General features: G+C 41.3%; 27 protein-coding genes. All 27 read right to left on the reverse strand.

Annotated features, from left to right (window positions below):
- On the reverse strand, positions 1-1,170 hold the full coding sequence (locus QJV27_RS04575; RefSeq protein ID WP_281447793.1) for an MFS transporter: 1,170 nt from the start codon (positions 1,168-1,170) through the stop codon (positions 1-3).
- Between the two features lie 114 nt (positions 1,171-1,284).
- Positions 1,285-1,713 carry a 50S ribosomal protein L17 gene (gene rplQ / locus QJV27_RS04580; protein WP_281447794.1) on the reverse strand — a complete coding sequence of 143 codons (429 nt, stop codon included), beginning with the start codon at positions 1,711-1,713 and terminating at the stop codon, positions 1,285-1,287.
- Positions 1,714-1,744: 31 nt separating this feature from the next.
- Positions 1,745-2,764: a DNA-directed RNA polymerase subunit alpha gene (locus QJV27_RS04585; protein ID WP_281447795.1), complete on the reverse strand. Its 1,020-nt coding sequence runs from the start codon at positions 2,762-2,764 to the stop codon at positions 1,745-1,747.
- Positions 2,765-2,881: 117 nt separating this feature from the next.
- On the reverse strand, positions 2,882-3,274 hold the full coding sequence (gene rpsK / locus QJV27_RS04590) for a 30S ribosomal protein S11 (RefSeq protein ID WP_281447796.1): 393 nt from the start codon (positions 3,272-3,274) through the stop codon (positions 2,882-2,884).
- A gap of 51 nt (positions 3,275-3,325) precedes the next feature.
- A complete protein-coding gene (gene rpsM, locus QJV27_RS04595; RefSeq protein ID WP_281447797.1) occupies positions 3,326-3,703 on the reverse strand; it encodes a 30S ribosomal protein S13 in 378 nt (125 codons plus the stop codon).
- 208 nt (positions 3,704-3,911) lie between these two features.
- On the reverse strand, positions 3,912-4,574 hold the full coding sequence (locus QJV27_RS04600; RefSeq protein ID WP_281447798.1) for an adenylate kinase: 663 nt from the start codon (positions 4,572-4,574) through the stop codon (positions 3,912-3,914).
- Complete coding sequence (secY, locus tag QJV27_RS04605; RefSeq protein ID WP_281447799.1) at positions 4,571-5,920, reverse strand: preprotein translocase subunit SecY; 1,350 nt, start codon at positions 5,918-5,920, stop codon at positions 4,571-4,573. The genes QJV27_RS04600 and secY overlap by 4 nt, the downstream gene beginning before the upstream one ends.
- Positions 5,921-6,058: 138 nt before the next feature.
- Entirely contained in the window at positions 6,059-6,547 is a 489-nt protein-coding gene (gene rplO / locus QJV27_RS04610; protein WP_281447800.1) for a 50S ribosomal protein L15, read from the reverse strand.
- Between the two features lie 3 nt (positions 6,548-6,550).
- On the reverse strand, positions 6,551-6,742 hold the full coding sequence (rpmD, locus tag QJV27_RS04615) for a 50S ribosomal protein L30 (protein ID WP_281447801.1): 192 nt from the start codon (positions 6,740-6,742) through the stop codon (positions 6,551-6,553).
- The gene (rpsE, locus tag QJV27_RS04620) at positions 6,735-7,310 is read right to left on the reverse strand and encodes a 30S ribosomal protein S5 (RefSeq protein WP_281447802.1); all 576 of its coding nucleotides are present in this window, start codon (positions 7,308-7,310) and stop codon (positions 6,735-6,737) included. Before rpsE ends, rpmD begins: the two co-directional genes overlap by 8 nt.
- Before the next feature lie 12 nt (positions 7,311-7,322).
- Complete coding sequence (rplR, locus tag QJV27_RS04625; RefSeq protein WP_281447803.1) at positions 7,323-7,685, reverse strand: 50S ribosomal protein L18; 363 nt, start codon at positions 7,683-7,685, stop codon at positions 7,323-7,325.
- Positions 7,685-8,218, reverse strand: a complete 534-nt coding sequence (rplF, locus tag QJV27_RS04630) for a 50S ribosomal protein L6 (protein WP_281447804.1) — start codon at positions 8,216-8,218, stop codon at positions 7,685-7,687. Before rplF ends, rplR begins: the two co-directional genes overlap by 1 nt.
- Before the next feature lie 10 nt (positions 8,219-8,228).
- On the reverse strand, positions 8,229-8,627 hold the full coding sequence (gene rpsH, locus QJV27_RS04635; RefSeq protein WP_281447805.1) for a 30S ribosomal protein S8: 399 nt from the start codon (positions 8,625-8,627) through the stop codon (positions 8,229-8,231).
- Between the two features lie 10 nt (positions 8,628-8,637).
- Positions 8,638-8,943, reverse strand: a complete 306-nt coding sequence (rpsN, locus tag QJV27_RS04640) for a 30S ribosomal protein S14 (RefSeq protein WP_281447806.1) — start codon at positions 8,941-8,943, stop codon at positions 8,638-8,640.
- A gap of 104 nt (positions 8,944-9,047) precedes the next feature.
- The gene (gene rplE, locus QJV27_RS04645; RefSeq protein WP_281447807.1) at positions 9,048-9,617 is read right to left on the reverse strand and encodes a 50S ribosomal protein L5; all 570 of its coding nucleotides are present in this window, start codon (positions 9,615-9,617) and stop codon (positions 9,048-9,050) included.
- Between the two features lie 11 nt (positions 9,618-9,628).
- The gene (rplX, locus tag QJV27_RS04650) at positions 9,629-9,949 is read right to left on the reverse strand and encodes a 50S ribosomal protein L24 (protein WP_281447808.1); all 321 of its coding nucleotides are present in this window, start codon (positions 9,947-9,949) and stop codon (positions 9,629-9,631) included.
- Positions 9,949-10,317, reverse strand: a complete 369-nt coding sequence (gene rplN / locus QJV27_RS04655) for a 50S ribosomal protein L14 (protein WP_281447809.1) — start codon at positions 10,315-10,317, stop codon at positions 9,949-9,951. The genes rplX and rplN overlap by 1 nt, the downstream gene beginning before the upstream one ends.
- A 12-nt stretch (positions 10,318-10,329) precedes the next feature.
- Positions 10,330-10,608, reverse strand: a complete 279-nt coding sequence (gene rpsQ, locus QJV27_RS04660) for a 30S ribosomal protein S17 (RefSeq protein WP_281447810.1) — start codon at positions 10,606-10,608, stop codon at positions 10,330-10,332.
- A gap of 14 nt (positions 10,609-10,622) precedes the next feature.
- Positions 10,623-10,862, reverse strand: a complete 240-nt coding sequence (rpmC, locus tag QJV27_RS04665; protein WP_281447811.1) for a 50S ribosomal protein L29 — start codon at positions 10,860-10,862, stop codon at positions 10,623-10,625.
- A 2-nt stretch (positions 10,863-10,864) separates the two neighbouring features.
- Positions 10,865-11,281 (reverse strand): 50S ribosomal protein L16, encoded by a 417-nt coding sequence (gene rplP / locus QJV27_RS04670; RefSeq protein WP_281447812.1) that lies wholly within the window; start codon positions 11,279-11,281, stop codon positions 10,865-10,867.
- Positions 11,282-11,342: 61 nt separating this feature from the next.
- On the reverse strand, positions 11,343-12,020 hold the full coding sequence (gene rpsC, locus QJV27_RS04675; RefSeq protein WP_281447813.1) for a 30S ribosomal protein S3: 678 nt from the start codon (positions 12,018-12,020) through the stop codon (positions 11,343-11,345).
- A 2-nt stretch (positions 12,021-12,022) separates the two neighbouring features.
- Positions 12,023-12,418, reverse strand: coding sequence for a 50S ribosomal protein L22 (gene rplV, locus QJV27_RS04680; protein WP_281447814.1), 396 nt, complete (start codon positions 12,416-12,418; stop codon positions 12,023-12,025).
- A gap of 2 nt (positions 12,419-12,420) precedes the next feature.
- A complete protein-coding gene (rpsS, locus tag QJV27_RS04685) occupies positions 12,421-12,699 on the reverse strand; it encodes a 30S ribosomal protein S19 (RefSeq protein ID WP_271827483.1) in 279 nt (92 codons plus the stop codon).
- 15 nt (positions 12,700-12,714) lie between these two features.
- Complete coding sequence (rplB, locus tag QJV27_RS04690) at positions 12,715-13,545, reverse strand: 50S ribosomal protein L2 (RefSeq protein WP_281447815.1); 831 nt, start codon at positions 13,543-13,545, stop codon at positions 12,715-12,717.
- Positions 13,546-13,562: 17 nt separating this feature from the next.
- Positions 13,563-13,859 carry a 50S ribosomal protein L23 gene (locus QJV27_RS04695; RefSeq protein ID WP_281448972.1) on the reverse strand — a complete coding sequence of 99 codons (297 nt, stop codon included), beginning with the start codon at positions 13,857-13,859 and terminating at the stop codon, positions 13,563-13,565.
- Between the two features lie 35 nt (positions 13,860-13,894).
- On the reverse strand, positions 13,895-14,509 hold the full coding sequence (gene rplD, locus QJV27_RS04700) for a 50S ribosomal protein L4 (RefSeq protein WP_281447816.1): 615 nt from the start codon (positions 14,507-14,509) through the stop codon (positions 13,895-13,897).
- A 5-nt stretch (positions 14,510-14,514) separates the two neighbouring features.
- Positions 14,515-15,204, reverse strand: coding sequence for a 50S ribosomal protein L3 (rplC, locus tag QJV27_RS04705; protein WP_281447817.1), 690 nt, complete (start codon positions 15,202-15,204; stop codon positions 14,515-14,517).
- Between the last annotated feature and the right edge of the window lie 10 nt (positions 15,205-15,214).

Consider the following 15,214-nt stretch of genomic DNA (forward strand, 5'->3'; position numbering starts at 1 on the left):
TTACAATGTGCTCTCTAATCTAATAGAGCGTAAATAAGAAAATAATGCTAAAGCAAAAGCAGCAATAGATAATAATCCACCTGCAAAATTAGGCGATGCATATCCAAAATTATGCATAATTACCAGTCCCCCGATCCATGCTCCTAACGCATTTCCTAGATTAAACAAACCAATATTAAAGGATGCAATTAAGTTCGCAGCTCCGGCTTCTTTTGCTTTGGTCATTACTAAATGCTGAATGGGCGATACAGTTGCAAAACCAAATGCTGCAATAAAAAACACACACAAAATAACAATAATTTTGGAATAAGCCATAAAATATAAAATGAACAGGGCAAAAGCTTGCAATATTAGACTGGAAAGTAAAAGAGGCATCAACGACTTATTGGCCAATTTTCCACCTAATAAATTTCCAATACATAAACCCAGTCCAAAAACAAATAAAATCCACGCAACCGCAGACTCGTGAAATCCTGCAACCTTTGTGACAACGGGTGCGATATAAGTTATCGATGTAAAAAATGCCCCTGGTCCTAAAACAGTTATTCCCATCGCAATTAGAACATCCATATCTTTAAACACAGCCAGTTCCTGTCGGATATTCAATTCTATAGCTTTGTCTGGATGAATATCATTAGGGACAAATTTGATCACAGCCATTAACGCAATAATACCAATCAATGTAATCATATAAAATACGGAGTGCCATGAAACTTGATATCCCAAGTATGTCACCAAAGGCGTTCCAATCAAAGTTGCTAAGGTCAGACCACTAAACATAAAAGCAATTGCTGAAGTTTCTTTTCCCTTACATAATTCAACAGCAATCAATGAACCAATTCCAATAAATGCACCATGTGTCAAAGACGTAATAAAACGCCCCACTAGAGTAATCCAAAAATAAGGTGACCAAGCAGTCACTAAGTTACCTACAACAAAAAAACCTATCAAAATGATAAGCATTTTTTTTTGAGGAACTCTGCCCCCTAAAATGACAATAATTGGGGTAAATAGGAAAACACCTAGCGCATATACCGTTGCCGCATACCCTGCCCCATCAATTGAAATCGAAAAATCATGGGCAATAAAAGGTAACAAACCGGATATCGAAAATTCAGTAATTCCAATACCGAATGTCATAATCGCCAACGCCCATATTGCCAATGGCATAAGTCTCTCCATCAATTGTCAAAAAATTATTTAGACTTTACCCCATAAAAAAAGAGATAGAAAATTCTATCTCTTTTTTACTCAAAGCAGTGCTATTATAAATAATTACAAAACTTATGCAGCAAGTTCATCATCGGCGTCTTCATGCACTGGTTTTGGACCGCTGTCCAACCCTTTGGCATTTACGTCGCGTTCGACAAATTCAATCACTGCCATGTCAGCTGCGTCACCGTAGCGAACGCCAGCTTTTAATACGCGAATATATCCGCCTTGACGTCCTTTGTAACGTTCTGCAATTACAGAAAATAATTTTGTTACAATAGTATCATCGCGCAACAAAGCGTAGGCTTGTCTGCGAGCGTGTAAATCACCACGCTTACCAAGGGTTACAAGTTTTTCAACAACAGGGCGTAATTCTTTGGCTTTTGGCAAAGTTGTTGTAATTTGTTCATGTTTAATTAAAGCAACAGCCATGTTGCGAAACATCGCTTTACGATGAGATGTTGTTACACCGAGCTTACGGCCAGCTATACCGTGACGCATAATTCTATCCTATCCTTTTTTGTTCACAATGCTAAAACAACTCATCAAGTCGTTTTGCCAATTCTTCAATATTTTCTGGTGGCCAAGCAGGCACATTCATTCCTAATGAAAGCCCCATCGAAGAAAGAACTTCTTTAATTTCATTCAATGATTTACGCCCAAAATTGGGGGTGCGCAACATTTCCTGTTCAGTTCTTTGTACCAAGTCACCAATATATACAATATTGTCATTCTTTAAGCAATTAGCACTACGAACTGATAGCTCAAGTTCATCCACTTTTCGTAACAAATTACGATTAAACGGAAGATCTTCTTGAGGTTCTTCTGTAACAACAGGTTTAGGTTCATCAAAGTTAATGAATAACTGTAACTGATCTTGCAAAATACGTGCTGCTAAAGCAACTGCATTTTCAGGGGTTACAGATCCATCCGTTTCCAAAGTTAATAACAACTTATCGAAATCTGTTACTTGACCAACGCGAGTTGGTTCAACTTTATAAGAAACACGACGAACCGGAGAATAAATCGCATCAATAGGAATCATGCCAATTGGAGCATCTTCCTGACGATTTGCAGCTGCTGGTACATAACCTTTACCCATATTAACGGTAAATTCCATGCCCAACTTTACACCATCATCAAGAGTACAGATTACCAAATCAGGATTCATGATTTCGATATCATGATCTGTTTGAATCTGTCCTGCTGTTACTTTCCCGGGACCAACCGCAGATAATATCATACGTTTTGGACCTTCATTATGCATACGAATCGCCAGTTGCTTGACGTTTAGCACAATGTCTGTGACATCTTCACGAACGCCATTTACAGACGAGAATTCATGAAGAACGCCATCAATACGAATTGCTGTAACAGCAGCTCCCTGTAGAGAAGAAAGAAGTACTCGCCGAAGCGCGTTACCGAGCGTCATGCCGAAGCCACGTTCAAGTGGCTCCGCCACCACGGTCGCCACATTAGATGACGCCGAGCCCGGTTCGACTTCCAGCTTCTCCGGCTTAATAAGAGATTGCCAGTTTTTCTGGAGGACCAAGGTGGTGGCCTTTCAATTCAGAATTTTGCCATAAAGGCGACAAAATCCTAACCAAAAGATTAGGATTAATCTCTAGTTATCTCTCTAATTTAATAGAAAAATAACAAACGAAACTCACTATACGCGACGTCGTTTACGAGGACGACATCCGTTATGTGGAACAGGAGTGGTATCCCGAATAGAAGTAACGGTAAAACCTACAGCCTGCAGCGCACGAAGTGCACTTTCGCGACCTGAACCTGGGCCAGAAACTTCAATTTCAAGCGTTTCCATACCATGTTCACGTGCTTTTTTACCTGCATCTTCTGCTGCAACCTGCGCAGCATAAGGTGTAGATTTACGAGAGCCTTTAAACCCTTGAGCCCCTGCTGATGACCAAGAAATTGCATTTCCTTGAACATCAGATATTGTAATCATAGTATTATTAAACGTAGACAAAACATGTGCTACGCCAGAAATAATATTTTTGCGCTCTTTTTTTCGAAGGCGCGTTGCGGCGGGTTTCGCCATGACTTTTTATATCCTGTTTGTCTAGTTACAAAATTAAAACCAACTTAGGGACTAACGTGTTGCCTTTTTCTTACCAGCAATAGCAACCGCCTTACCCTTACGCGTACGCGCATTAGTATGGGTTCTTTGCCCCCTTACAGGTAAACCACGACGGTGACGCAAGCCACGGTAGCATCCTAAATCCATTAAGCGTTTGATATTCATCGCTACTTCGCGACGAAGGTCACCCTCAACTTGATATTCACTATCAATTAATTCACGAATCTTCAGAATTTCATCATCAGAAAGTTCATTTACTCTGCGTTCGTCAGGAATTGAAAGTTTATTACAAATTTCCTGCGCCTTTGTCGGCCCAATGCCATAAATATAACGCAGACTGATCGCTACCCGTTTGTTTGTCGGGATATTTACGCCGGCAATACGCGCCACGCCTGTTACTCCTCAGTTAAACCTTTAAAATTCAGGCTCAATTCTTTGAACAATTAGCTACTAAAAACAACGAAAAAACTATCGAATCTGTAATAATTGAATTTAATAGCCAACAACTTAAAAATGCCTTTAAAGGCACGAATATATCTTTAGTGCCTTTAGAGTCAAGACTGCAACATAAATAATTTTATAAAAATAAAAAGATTTTCTAGTTACTCACTTTAATTTTTTTTAAAATTAGGTCAATGTCTTTTGCAACATCTTCCACATTTTTCATGCCATTTATGGAATATAAACAACTTTTTTTCTCATAGTATGGCAATAATGGCGCAGTTTGTTTTTTATACGTTTCTAAACGTGCCAATACGGTATCCCGATTGTCATCAGCGCGGGATACCAATTCTGTTGAACCACAAGAATCACAGACACCTTCAACAGCAGGTTTCTTAAACACTTTGTGATAACTTGCGCCACATTTCGCACAACTAAAACGTCCAGAGATCCGATCTGCCAACATCTCTTCATCAACATTTAATGAGAGAACAGCATCTAATTTCATTCCTTGACGCTCAAACATTTTATCTAGTGCTTCAGCTTGTCCTAAACTTCGTGGAAAGCCATCTAAAATAAATCCATTTTTACAGTCTTCAGCTTGGATTCTTTTTTCAATCATAGATACAATCAAATCATCAGGAACAAGATCACCATTATCCATCAGTTTCTTTGCCAACTGACCAATTTCTGATTGTGCTTTGACCTCTGCTCTTAGCATATCTCCAGTAGAAATCTGTGCAATTTGATATTGCTGAGCTAGACGTTGAGATTGCGTCCCTTTTCCAGCACCAGGGGGTCCTAAAAAAACTAACTTCATCGCTTCTTTCCTTTGCCACCTCGTGATTTACGTAACAATCCTTGATACTGGTGAGCAACCAAATGTGATTGAACCTGTGTGACGGTATCAATAGTGACTGAAACAATAATAATAAGACTGGTGCCTCCAAAATAAAAAGGAACATTATAATGGTTAATCAAAAACTGTGGTAATAGGCAAACTGCAACCAAGTAAATTGCACCAATCGTTGTTAAACGGGTTAAAATAGCATCAAAATAAGATGCAGTATTTGCGCCAGGGCGAATACCTGGTATAAAGCCACCTTGCTTACGTAGATTATCTGCTGTTTCTTTAGGGTTAAAACTGACCGCAGCATAGAAAAAAGAGAAGAAGACAATCATTGCCGCATAAAACAGCATATACAAGAAACGCCCCTGACTAAATTCTTGTCCAACATAGGATAACCAACCAGGTGTCGAATCATTTGTTAAAAACCCTGCAATAGTTACTGGAATCAACAAGACTGAAGACGCAAAAATAGGCGGAATAACCCCTGCAGTATTAACCTTCAGTGGCATATGGGTCGAATCACCACCATACATGCGCTGGCCAACCTGTCTTTTGGGATATTGGATCACAACCCGACGTTGTGCCTGTTCCATAAATACAATAAAGGCAATTGTAACTGCTGCTAATACCAAAAAAATTGCAACAAAAACAGGTGACAATGCACCAGTATATCCCAACTGAAATAAGCTTGCCAATGCGGTAGGTAAATTTGCGACAATCCCAGCAAAGATGATCAATGAGATCCCATTTCCCACCCCTCGGGCAGTAATCTGTTCCCCAAGCCACATCAAGAACATTGTTCCACCAACTAGGGTAATAACACATGTTGCCAAAAAGAAAAAACCAGGATTAATGACTGCAGGACCAGAGGCACCTTGCATACTTTCCAATCCAATGGCAATACCATACGCTTGGAATAAAGCGATAAATACCGTTAAGTATCGTGTATATTGATTTAACTTTTTGCGACCTTGCTCACCTTCTTTTTTCAACGCCTCTAATGATGGCATCGCAGAAGACATCAACTGGATAATAATGGATGCACTAATATAAGGCATAATATTTAGGGCGAAAATCGTCATACGACCAAGCGCACCACCACTAAACATATCAAACATGCCCAAAATACCGCCTTGGTGTTTGGCAAGTAGTTGAGCCATAACGACCGCATCTACTCCTGGAACAGGGATATAAGTACCCAATCGATAAATAATCAAAGCACCCAGAGTAAACCAAATCCGCTTTTTTAATTCGGTAGCTTTAGAAAAGGCACCGATATTAATATTAGCTGCTAATTGCTCGGCCATAGAGGCCATATCCTTATCCTTTCAGAAAAAACAGCGTCACCGCTCAATTAACGGGACGCTGTAATTTTAGCCCTTAGTTATATAGTATAATATAAACGTATAAATCTTTACCGCATGATAAAGTCGGAATATATTACGCTTTATGCTTTAGGCATCTGCAGATACATCCCTAGCTGGTGATAGCAACTTAACAGAACCACCCGCCTGTTTTACTGCTTCAACAGCAGCTACAGAAGCACCAGAGACTTCAATATTTAGGGCCTGATTAATTTTACCTTTGGCAAGCAAACGTACACCTGAAAATTTCTTACCCTTGAATAAACCTGCGTTACGTAATGCATCCTCGTTAATGATAGAAGAAGCATTTAGCTTACCATTTTCGATGGCAGAAGATAAGGTTTCAAGATTAACTTCCGCATAAAGTTTGCGAAAAATATTCTTAAACCCCCTTTTAGGCAAACGACGATAAAGAGGTAATTGCCCCCCTTCAAAACCGTTAATGGCAACACCAGATCTAGCTAACTGACCTTTGACACCTTTCCCGGATGTTTTGCCTTTACCAGAACCAATACCACGACCTAACCGTTTTTTACGATATCTAGAGCCAGGATTATCACGAAGTTCATTTAAGTTCATCTGTTATACCTCCACCTTTACAAGGTGGCGAACCTTATTGATCATTCCCTGTACAGCTGGTGTATTTTCCAACTCACGAGTAGCACCAATACGCTTCAACCCAAGACCAATCAAGGTCTGCTTTTGATCTTTTTGACGACCAATAGCAGAAGCAATTTGCGTAACTTTAACTTTTGCAGCACTAGAATCAACCATTTACAGCCTCCGCTTGTGCATTAGAGGTATGTTCACGACGACCTAAAATTTCAGAAACCTTTTTACCACGTCTAGCAGCAACCACTCTTGGGCTTGCACATCTGCGCAATGCATCAAAGGTAGCTTTTACCATGTTATGTGGGTTACGAGTTCCTGTTGACTTAGCAACCACGTCGTTGATCCCAAGACTTTCAAAAACAGCACGCATTGGACCACCAGCAATAATACCGGTTCCAGATTCTGCTGATCTTAAAATGACTTTACCTGCTCCAAAACAACCATGAACATCATGATGCAGCGTTCTTCCCTCTTTCATAGGGACGCGGATCATTGATTTCTTAGCTTGTTCAGTAGCTTTGCGGATTGCTTCAGGAACTTCTCTGGCTTTACCAGAACCGTATCCAACACGTCCACGTTGATCACCAACAACAACTAAAGCAGCAAAAGCAAAGCGTCTACCACCTTTAACAACTTTTGCAACACGATTGATAGAAACGAGTTTATCAATCAAATCTTCATTTTCACGTTCACGTCCTGCGCGACCGCCTTCTTTTACTTCACGTGCCATTCGCGACCTCCCTTAGAACGCAAGTCCGCCCTCACGGGCAGCCTCAGCAAGCGCTTTTACACGCCCATGATAAATATAGGAGCCACGATCAAACACGACCTGTTCCAATCCAGCTGCTTTCGCGCGTTCAGCAATTAATTTGCCAACAGCACGAGCCGCATCTATATCTGCTCCAGTTTTCAATTGTCCCTTAACAGCAGCATCCAAAGTAGAAGCTGCAGCTAAAGTTTTACCAGCCACATCGTCAATAACCTGAGCATAAATATTTTTGCTAGAACGGAAGACTGAAAGACGAGGACGTCCATTTCCTTTTTGACGAAGCTGATAACGCAACCGTCTACGCCGGCGCGTTTGTAATTCACGTTGCGTACCCATTATTTCTTCTTGCCTTCTTTACGACGTATGACTTCATTGTCATAACGAACACCCTTACCTTTATAAGGTTCAGGCTTTCTAAAATTACGAAGATCTAAAGCAACTTGACCAACACGTTGCTTATCATTTCCTTCGACAACCACTGCGGTTGGACGAGGCGTTGTAATTTTAATATCAGCTGGAATTGGATAAACAATATCGTGTGAATAACCAAGATTCATTACGAGATTAGAACCTTGAACAGATGCACGAAAACCTGTTCCGGTAATTTCCAAAGCTTTAGTATAACCTTCAGAAACACCTTGAACCATATTAGCAACTAATGCTCTTGTTGTTCCCCACATCGTACGGGCAACAACTGCTTTGCTTTTAGGTTGAACAATAACTTGACTATCTTCAATGGTGGTTTCAACGTGTTCGGAAACAGGGATAGATAATTCCCCTCTTTTTCCTTTAACCGTTAAAATGCCATTTACGAAAGAAACTTGTACCCCTTGCGGAATCTGTACGGGGTTTTTGCCTACACGTGACATTTAATCCCCCTTAGAATACACGACAAAGAACTTCACCGCCAACATTGGCAGCGCGAGCTTCGATATCGGATAAAACACCACGAGGTGTTGAAAGAATAGATACGCCAAGACCACCATAAACACGTGGCAATTCTTTAATCTTTGAATATACACGACGACCTGGTTTTGAAACCCTTTGAATTTCTTTAATAACCGGTTCACCGTCTGAATATTTCAATTCAATACGCAGTTGGCTTATCCCTTTACGCAATTCTTCTGTTTGATAGCCACGAATATAACCTTCGCGTTTTAAGGCTTCCAATACGTTTATTCTTAAATTAGAAGCTGGCGCTACGCAAGATGTATGACGAGCAGATTGCGCATTACGAATACGGGTGAGCATATCACCTAATGGATCAGATAATGACATCTATTGTCCCTCACCAACTTGATTTAACCATACCGGGTATTTGCCCAGTGGATGCTAATTCGCGCAATGCAATACGGCACAGCTCAAATTTACGATAGTTACCACGAGAACGGCCCGTTAATTTACAACGTAAACGCACCCTTACGCGAGATCCATTACGAGGAAGTTCTGCCAATTTTAAAGAAGCATCAAAACGATCTTCAACGGGCAGACTTCTATCCATTACAATATTTTTTAACGCAATGCGCTTTGCTTTATCACGTGCAGACATACGCGCACGTTTGGCATTACGATGGATGGCGGAAGTTTTTGCCATGCTTAATTTTACCCTCCGGAACCTGTCGACTAGTTTCGACCGTTTTCCAAAAATAAACAGATTTGCAAGGTAATATTATTACCTTGCAGCGAAAGAACTAACTTTTACCCAACAAAAGGAAGCGAGAATGCTTTTAATAAAGCTTTGGCTTCTTCGTTTGTTTTAGCTGTAGTCACAAAGATTATATCCATTCCACGAACATCGTCCACTTTGTCATAAACAATTTCAGGGAATACAATTTGCTCTTTAAGACCCATTGCAAAGTTACCACGGCCGTCAAAGCCTTTATTTGCTGGTAACCCTCTAAAGTCACGAACACGAGGTAATGCAATCGTCACAAGACGATCCAAAAATTCGTACATACGATGACCACGCAATGTTACTTTACAGCCAATCGGTAAACCAGCACGTATTTTGAAACCAGCAATGGCTTTCTTTGTAAGTGTTTTAACTGGTTTTTGACCTGCAATCAAGGTCATTTCTTCATATGCTGCATCTAATTTTTTTTGATCAGCAGCAGCTTCACCAACACCCATGTTTAAAACGATTTTTTCAAGACGCGGAATTTGCATCTCGTTTTTATAACCGAACTGCTCACGTAAGCCATTACGTAAATCATTTTTATAGAGAGTATAAAGGCGTGCTTCAGACTGCCCTTGATTATTTCCTGACATTCCTCTCTCTCCTAGCTTTCAATCACTTCGCCAGTAGCTTTGGCAACACGAACTTTACGTCCGTCTTCCAAAATTCGGAATCCAACACGGGTTGGCTTTCCAGATTTTGGATCGACAAGCTTCAGGTTGGATAAATGGACTGGCTTTTCACTTTCAATGATACCACCAGCTTCACCCATACGAGTAGGCTTTTTATGATGTTTTGCTACTGCAACACCACGAACGACAGCCTTATCTTCAGCAGGAAGTACAGAAAGTACCTCCCCTTTAACACCTTTATATGGGCCAGTAATAACTACTACTTGATCGCCTTTTTTAATACGTGCGGCCATTATAAAACCTCCGGAGCTAAGGAGATAATTTTCATAAATTGGCGTGCACGTAATTCTCTGACCACTGGGCCAAAAATACGTGTTCCAATAGGTTCGTTCTGCTTATTTATCAACACAGCTGCGTTTTTATCAAAACGAATAGATGTACCATCAGCACGACGTACAGGATAACTGGTACGTACGATAACTGCCTGGTGCACATCACCCTTTTTCACTTTGCCACGAGGTATTGCCTCTTTGACAGAAACGACAATCACGTCGCCGACCGAAGCGGTTTTCCGCTTTGAACCGCCCAGCACCTTAATGCACTGCACCTCTCTTGCGCCTGAATTATCAGCCACGGTAAGGTTGGTCTCGGGATGGATCATGTCTAGCCTCCCTTAAACTTCTACGCTGGAAACTTGTACGGCATCTCCAATAGGAGCACCGTTACGAGAAATCACAGCCCATGATTTTCTTTTAGATATTGGAGGAGATTCGATAATACGAACGGTATCCCCAATTTTACATTCATTTAATTCATCGTGCGCTGCATATTTCTTTGAACGACGAATGAATTTTTTATAAAGTGGATGCATAACTCGACGAACAACCAGTACTGTTACTGTTTTGTCCATCTTATCGCTAGTCACCCGACCTGTAAGAACGCGCCTTGGCATCGCCCACAAACTCCTTAGGACTTGCCGGTGGATGCAGATGCACCCACGGCGTTTTTGTTAACCAATTCACCCATAATGGTTTTAATCCGTGCAATATCACGACGAATTACACCCACACGGCTGATCCCTTCATTTTGACCTGTCGCACGTTGGAACCTCAAATTAAACTGTTCACGCTTTAAATCAACAAGCAATGTTTTCAGTTCATCTATGGTTTTGGCGCGCAGATCAGCTGGCTTAAGTGCCTTTGCCATTCTTAGGCCTCTCCTATACGGGTTACAAATTTTGTTTTAATAGGCAACTTTGCCGCACCGAGCGTCAAAGCTTCCTTTGCAATTTCAGGTGAAACACCTTCAATTTCGAACAAAATGCGACCAGGTTTAACACGAGCAACCCAAAATTCAGGAGATCCTTTACCAGATCCCATACGAACTTCAGCAGGTTTGCTAGAAACTGGAAGGTCTGGGAAAATACGAATCCATACACGTCCCATACGCTTCATCGCACGAGTAATCGCACGACGAGATGCTTCAATTTGACGCGCAGTGATACGTTCAGGTTGCAGAGCTTTTAAACCATAGGTTCCAAAGTTAAGCTCCGTTCCACCTTTGGCCATTCCGTGAATACGGCCTTTATGAGCTTTGCGGAACTTAGTCCGCCGCGGAGATAGCATTATTTAATATCCTCATGCGTTGTAATAGTTTACTTATAACTATTAAACTACCATTAATCAATTACCGTTGTGGCACTTGATCAGCAGCGCGGCGATCTTGAGCCAATGGATCATGGGCCATAATTTCACCCTTAAAGATCCAGACTTTCACACCGCATTTACCATAAGTCGTATGTGCTGCTGCCACACCATAATCAATATCAGCCCGTAACGTATGTAAAGGAACGCGCCCTTCACGATACCATTCCACGCGTGCGATTTCAGCACCACCTAGACGACCACTACAATTAATACGAATGCCTTGTGCACCTAAACGCATCGCAGATTGAACTGCACGTTTCATAGCACGGCGAAAAGCTACACGTCTTTCTAGTTGTTGCGCGATATTTTCAGCAACAAGAGTCGCATCAATTTCGGGTTTACGAATTTCAACAATATTTAACGCAACATCTGCATTAGCCATCGTTGCTAATTCTTTACGTAAACTGTCAATATCTTGACCTTTTTTACCGATGACAATACCAGGACGTGCTGCATAAATCGTCACACGAGGTTTTTTTGCAGGACGTTCGATAACAACGCGGGAAACACCAGCGCCTGCTAATTTTTTACGCAGATGATCACGAAGTTTGAAATCTTCAAATAGCAATCTGGTATAATCTTCATCAGCATACCAACGACTGTCCCAAGTGCGATTAATGCCTAGACGCAAACCAATTGGATTAACTTTTTGACCCATTTTTATGCAGCCTTTCCTTCATCGTTGTCTTCACGTTCTGCAACCACGATCTTTATATGACTAAAGAACTTTTGAATTTGCGCTGAACGCCCACGACCTCTTGCATGAAAACGACGCATAACCATGGCCTTACCAACTTCTGCACGATGTACGACCAAACGATCAACATCAAGCTGATGATTATTTTCTGCGTTAGCGATCGCACTTTCTAGCACAGTCTTAACCTGTTGAGCAATTCTGCGCTTAGAAAAGCTTAACTTTGCTAGAGCATCAGATACAGGTTCATTACGTATTAACCCTGCAACTAAATTTAACTTACGTGGACTTGTTCTGATATTACGACCGATAGCCTGCGCTTGATTTTCAGCAAGTGCACGTGGATGCTTTGGTTTACTCATAACTAGCCCCGCTTTGCTTTTTTATCTGCAGCATGCCCATTGTAAGTACGAGTAGGAGAAAATTCACCAAATTTATGTCCTACCATATTCTCACTAACTTGCACTGGTAAAAATTTATGACCATTGTAAACACCGAAAACCAAACCAACGAATTGTGGTAAAATGGTTGAACGGCGTGACCAAATTTTAATCACATCATTACGACCAGAAGCACGAGCTGCCTCAGCTTTTTTTAATAGATACCCGTCTACAAACGGGCCTTTCCAGACGGATCTTGCCATCTATAATTTGCCCCTTTACTTGCCTGTCTTACGGCGACGGATAATTAAACTGTCCGTACGCTTATTGACTCTTGTTTTGTAACCTTTTGTTGGTTTACCCCATGGGGTAACTGGATGACGACCACCTGAAGTACGACCTTCACCACCACCATGTGGATGGTCAACTGGGTTCATCACGACACCACGGTTATGAGGACGACGTCCTTTCCAGCGGGTACGACCAGCTTTACCAAAATGTTGGTTCATATTATCCGGATTAGATACGGCACCAACAGTTGCCATACATTCACCACGGATCAAACGCAATTCATTTGATTGCAACTTGATTTGTGCGTACCCAGCATCTTTACCAACCAATTGCGCATAAGTTCCAGCAGAACGTACTAGCTTACCGCCAGCACCTTCTTTAAGTTCAATGTTATGAACAATAGTCCCAACAGGAATAGCAGCCAAAGGCATTGCATTGCCAGGTTTTACATCTACACGTTGACCGGCAACAACAACATCCCCAACTTTTAATCGTTGCGGAGCTAAAATATAAGATAACTCACCATCCTCATACTTAATCAAAGCAATGAAGGCTGTACGATTTGGATCATATTCCAAACGTTCTACAGTCGCGGGAACATCAAATTTGCGACGTTTAAAATCGATATAACGATAAGATTGCTTATGACCACCACCAATAAAACGTGATGTAATTCTACCATTATTATTACGACCACCAGTCTTATTCTTACCTTCTGTAAGAGTTTTAACTGGCTTACCTTTCCAAAGCTCCTTGCGATCAATTAAGATCGTTCCACGAAGACTTGGAGTAACTGGATTAAAATGTTTTAATGCCATCAGTTCCTACCCTACGCTTAAACCAGCTTAGTGGTCAAATCAATAGATTGACCTTCTGCAAGCTGAACAAACGCTTTTTTAACATCAGAACGACGCCCCAAACGACCTTTAAATCTTTTGGTTTTTCCCTTTAAAACAAGGGTATTAACGCCGAGCACCTTAACACCAAACAAGGTTTCAATAGCAACTTTAATTTGTGTCTTTGTTGCGTTAGGTGCGACTTTGAATGCAATCTGATTTTTCTCAGACAACATTGTTGCTTTTTCTGTGATTAATGGCGCACGAATGATATTAAACATCGCTTCACGAGACATTTTTTCTGCTTTACGACGAAGTGCAAGAATATTTGTCATACTAAGCGTTCCTTCAATCCATCAATTGCTGCACGTGTGATTGCTAACACTTCATGATTCAAAATGTCATAAACATTTGCACCCACAGTCGGAAGAACATCAATTGAATGAATATTTCTTACTGCGCGACCGAAATTTTCATCAACAACAGCATCTACGATTAACGCAGAATTCCAACCTAGGACTTTTAATTTTGCAGCAAGCTCAGAAGTTTTTGACGCACCATTGGCTTGGTCAATAACCACCAATTTACCTTCTGACAACTTTTGAGACAAAGCAGAAATTAATCCAAGTCTTCTGATCTGTTTTGGAAGGCTATAACCATGGTCACGCACAACTGGCCCATGAACGATACCACCAGTTCGGAACTGAGGGCCACGCAAAGACCCTTGACGGGCATGACCAGTACCTTTTTGACGATATGGCTTCTTAGTTGTTCCAGAAACTTCGCCACGGCCTTTTACTTTATGAGTTCCTGCACGACGCTTTGCAAGCTGCCAATGCACTACTCTTGCCATAATATCAGCGCGAGGTTGAATCCCAAAAATTTCATCTGGGAGTGTGATGTTACCAGCACTTCCATTATCGAGGGTTTTGATTTCTACATCCATTTCCCTCAACCTTTCTCTGCAACCGTTGCTAATGCAGCAGGAAATGGTGCATCCGCATGACGGGCTTTCTTGATCGCATCACGTACGAGGACAAAGCTATTCTTTGCGCCAGGCACTGAACCTTTAATCATGATCAAATTTTTCTCAACATCTACAGCAGCAACTTCTAAATTTTGAGTAGTGACTCTTTCATCACCCAAATGTCCTGCCATCTTTTTATTTTTAAAAGTTTTACCAGGATCTTGACGATTACCTGTGGAACCATGGGAACGGTGACTAATTGAAACACCATGGGTTGCTTCCAATCCTCGGAAGTTCCAGCGTTTCATCGCACCAGCAAAACCTTTACCTTTACTGGTTCCTGTCACGTCAACTTTTTGACCAGCAATAAAATGTGCTGCGGTCAATGTTGATCCTGATTCAAGTAATGCATCCTCAGAAACTCTAAATTCAACAAGTTTCTGTTTTGGTTCAACTTTCACTCGGGCAAAATGACCACGGTTTGGTTGACTAACGTTTTTCACCTTAGCTTTACCAATACCAAGCTGTACAGCGGTATAACCATCGCGGTCTTGTGTACGAGTATCTACAACTTGCACTTCATCTAAGTGCAAAACAGTGACCGGCACATGAGTGCCGTCCTCTTTAAATAGTCGGGTCATCCCCAACTTTTTTGCGATCAATCCGGTACGCATCGTCTGGACC

The organism is Commensalibacter oyaizuii (assembly GCF_029953265.1).
GTDB lineage: Bacteria > Pseudomonadota > Alphaproteobacteria > Acetobacterales > Acetobacteraceae > Commensalibacter > Commensalibacter oyaizuii.

Bases quoted from the DNA above. Each gene is read 5' to 3' on its own strand.
- QJV27_RS04575 (WP_281447793.1), bottom strand. From the start codon at position 1,170: ATGCCATTGGCAATATGGGCGTTGGCGATTATGACATTCGGTATTGGA.
- rplQ (WP_281447794.1), bottom strand. From the start codon at position 1,713: ATGCGTCACGGTATAGCTGGCCGTAAGCTCGGTGTAACAACATCTCAT.
- rpsK (WP_281447796.1), bottom strand. From the start codon at position 3,274: ATGGCGAAACCCGCCGCAACGCGCCTTCGAAAAAAAGAGCGCAAAAAT.
- QJV27_RS04600 (WP_281447798.1), bottom strand. From the start codon at position 4,574: ATGAAGTTAGTTTTTTTAGGACCCCCTGGTGCTGGAAAAGGGACGCAA.
- secY (WP_281447799.1), bottom strand. From the start codon at position 5,920: ATGGCCTCTATGGCCGAGCAATTAGCAGCTAATATTAATATCGGTGCC.
- rplO (WP_281447800.1), bottom strand. From the start codon at position 6,547: ATGAACTTAAATGAACTTCGTGATAATCCTGGCTCTAGATATCGTAAA.
- rpmD (WP_281447801.1), bottom strand. From the start codon at position 6,742: ATGGTTGATTCTAGTGCTGCAAAAGTTAAAGTTACGCAAATTGCTTCT.
- rpsE (WP_281447802.1), bottom strand. From the start codon at position 7,310: ATGGCACGTGAAGTAAAAGAAGGCGGTCGCGCAGGACGTGAACGTGAA.
- rplR (WP_281447803.1), bottom strand. From the start codon at position 7,685: ATGGGTACGCAACGTGAATTACAAACGCGCCGGCGTAGACGGTTGCGT.
- rplF (WP_281447804.1), bottom strand. From the start codon at position 8,218: ATGTCACGTGTAGGCAAAAACCCCGTACAGATTCCGCAAGGGGTACAA.
- rpsH (WP_281447805.1), bottom strand. From the start codon at position 8,627: ATGTCATTATCTGATCCATTAGGTGATATGCTCACCCGTATTCGTAAT.
- rpsN (WP_281447806.1), bottom strand. From the start codon at position 8,943: ATGGCAAAAACTTCCGCCATCCATCGTAATGCCAAACGTGCGCGTATG.
- rplE (WP_281447807.1), bottom strand. From the start codon at position 9,617: ATGTCAGGAAATAATCAAGGGCAGTCTGAAGCACGCCTTTATACTCTC.
- rplX (WP_281447808.1), bottom strand. From the start codon at position 9,949: ATGGCCGCACGTATTAAAAAAGGCGATCAAGTAGTAGTTATTACTGGC.
- rplN (WP_281447809.1), bottom strand. From the start codon at position 10,317: ATGATCCATCCCGAGACCAACCTTACCGTGGCTGATAATTCAGGCGCA.
- rpsQ (WP_281447810.1), bottom strand. From the start codon at position 10,608: ATGCCAAGGCGCGTTCTTACAGGTCGGGTGACTAGCGATAAGATGGAC.
- rpmC (WP_281447811.1), bottom strand. From the start codon at position 10,862: ATGGCAAAGGCACTTAAGCCAGCTGATCTGCGCGCCAAAACCATAGAT.
- rplP (WP_281447812.1), bottom strand. From the start codon at position 11,281: ATGCTATCTCCGCGGCGGACTAAGTTCCGCAAAGCTCATAAAGGCCGT.
- rpsC (WP_281447813.1), bottom strand. From the start codon at position 12,020: ATGGGTCAAAAAGTTAATCCAATTGGTTTGCGTCTAGGCATTAATCGC.
- rplV (WP_281447814.1), bottom strand. From the start codon at position 12,418: ATGAGTAAACCAAAGCATCCACGTGCACTTGCTGAAAATCAAGCGCAG.
- rpsS (WP_271827483.1), bottom strand. From the start codon at position 12,699: ATGGCAAGATCCGTCTGGAAAGGCCCGTTTGTAGACGGGTATCTATTA.
- rplB (WP_281447815.1), bottom strand. From the start codon at position 13,545: ATGGCATTAAAACATTTTAATCCAGTTACTCCAAGTCTTCGTGGAACG.
- QJV27_RS04695 (WP_281448972.1), bottom strand. From the start codon at position 13,859: ATGTCTCGTGAAGCGATGTTTAATATCATTCGTGCGCCATTAATCACA.
- rplD (WP_281447816.1), bottom strand. From the start codon at position 14,509: ATGGATGTAGAAATCAAAACCCTCGATAATGGAAGTGCTGGTAACATC.
- rplC (WP_281447817.1), bottom strand. From the start codon at position 15,204: ATGCGTACCGGATTGATCGCAAAAAAGTTGGGGATGACCCGACTATTT.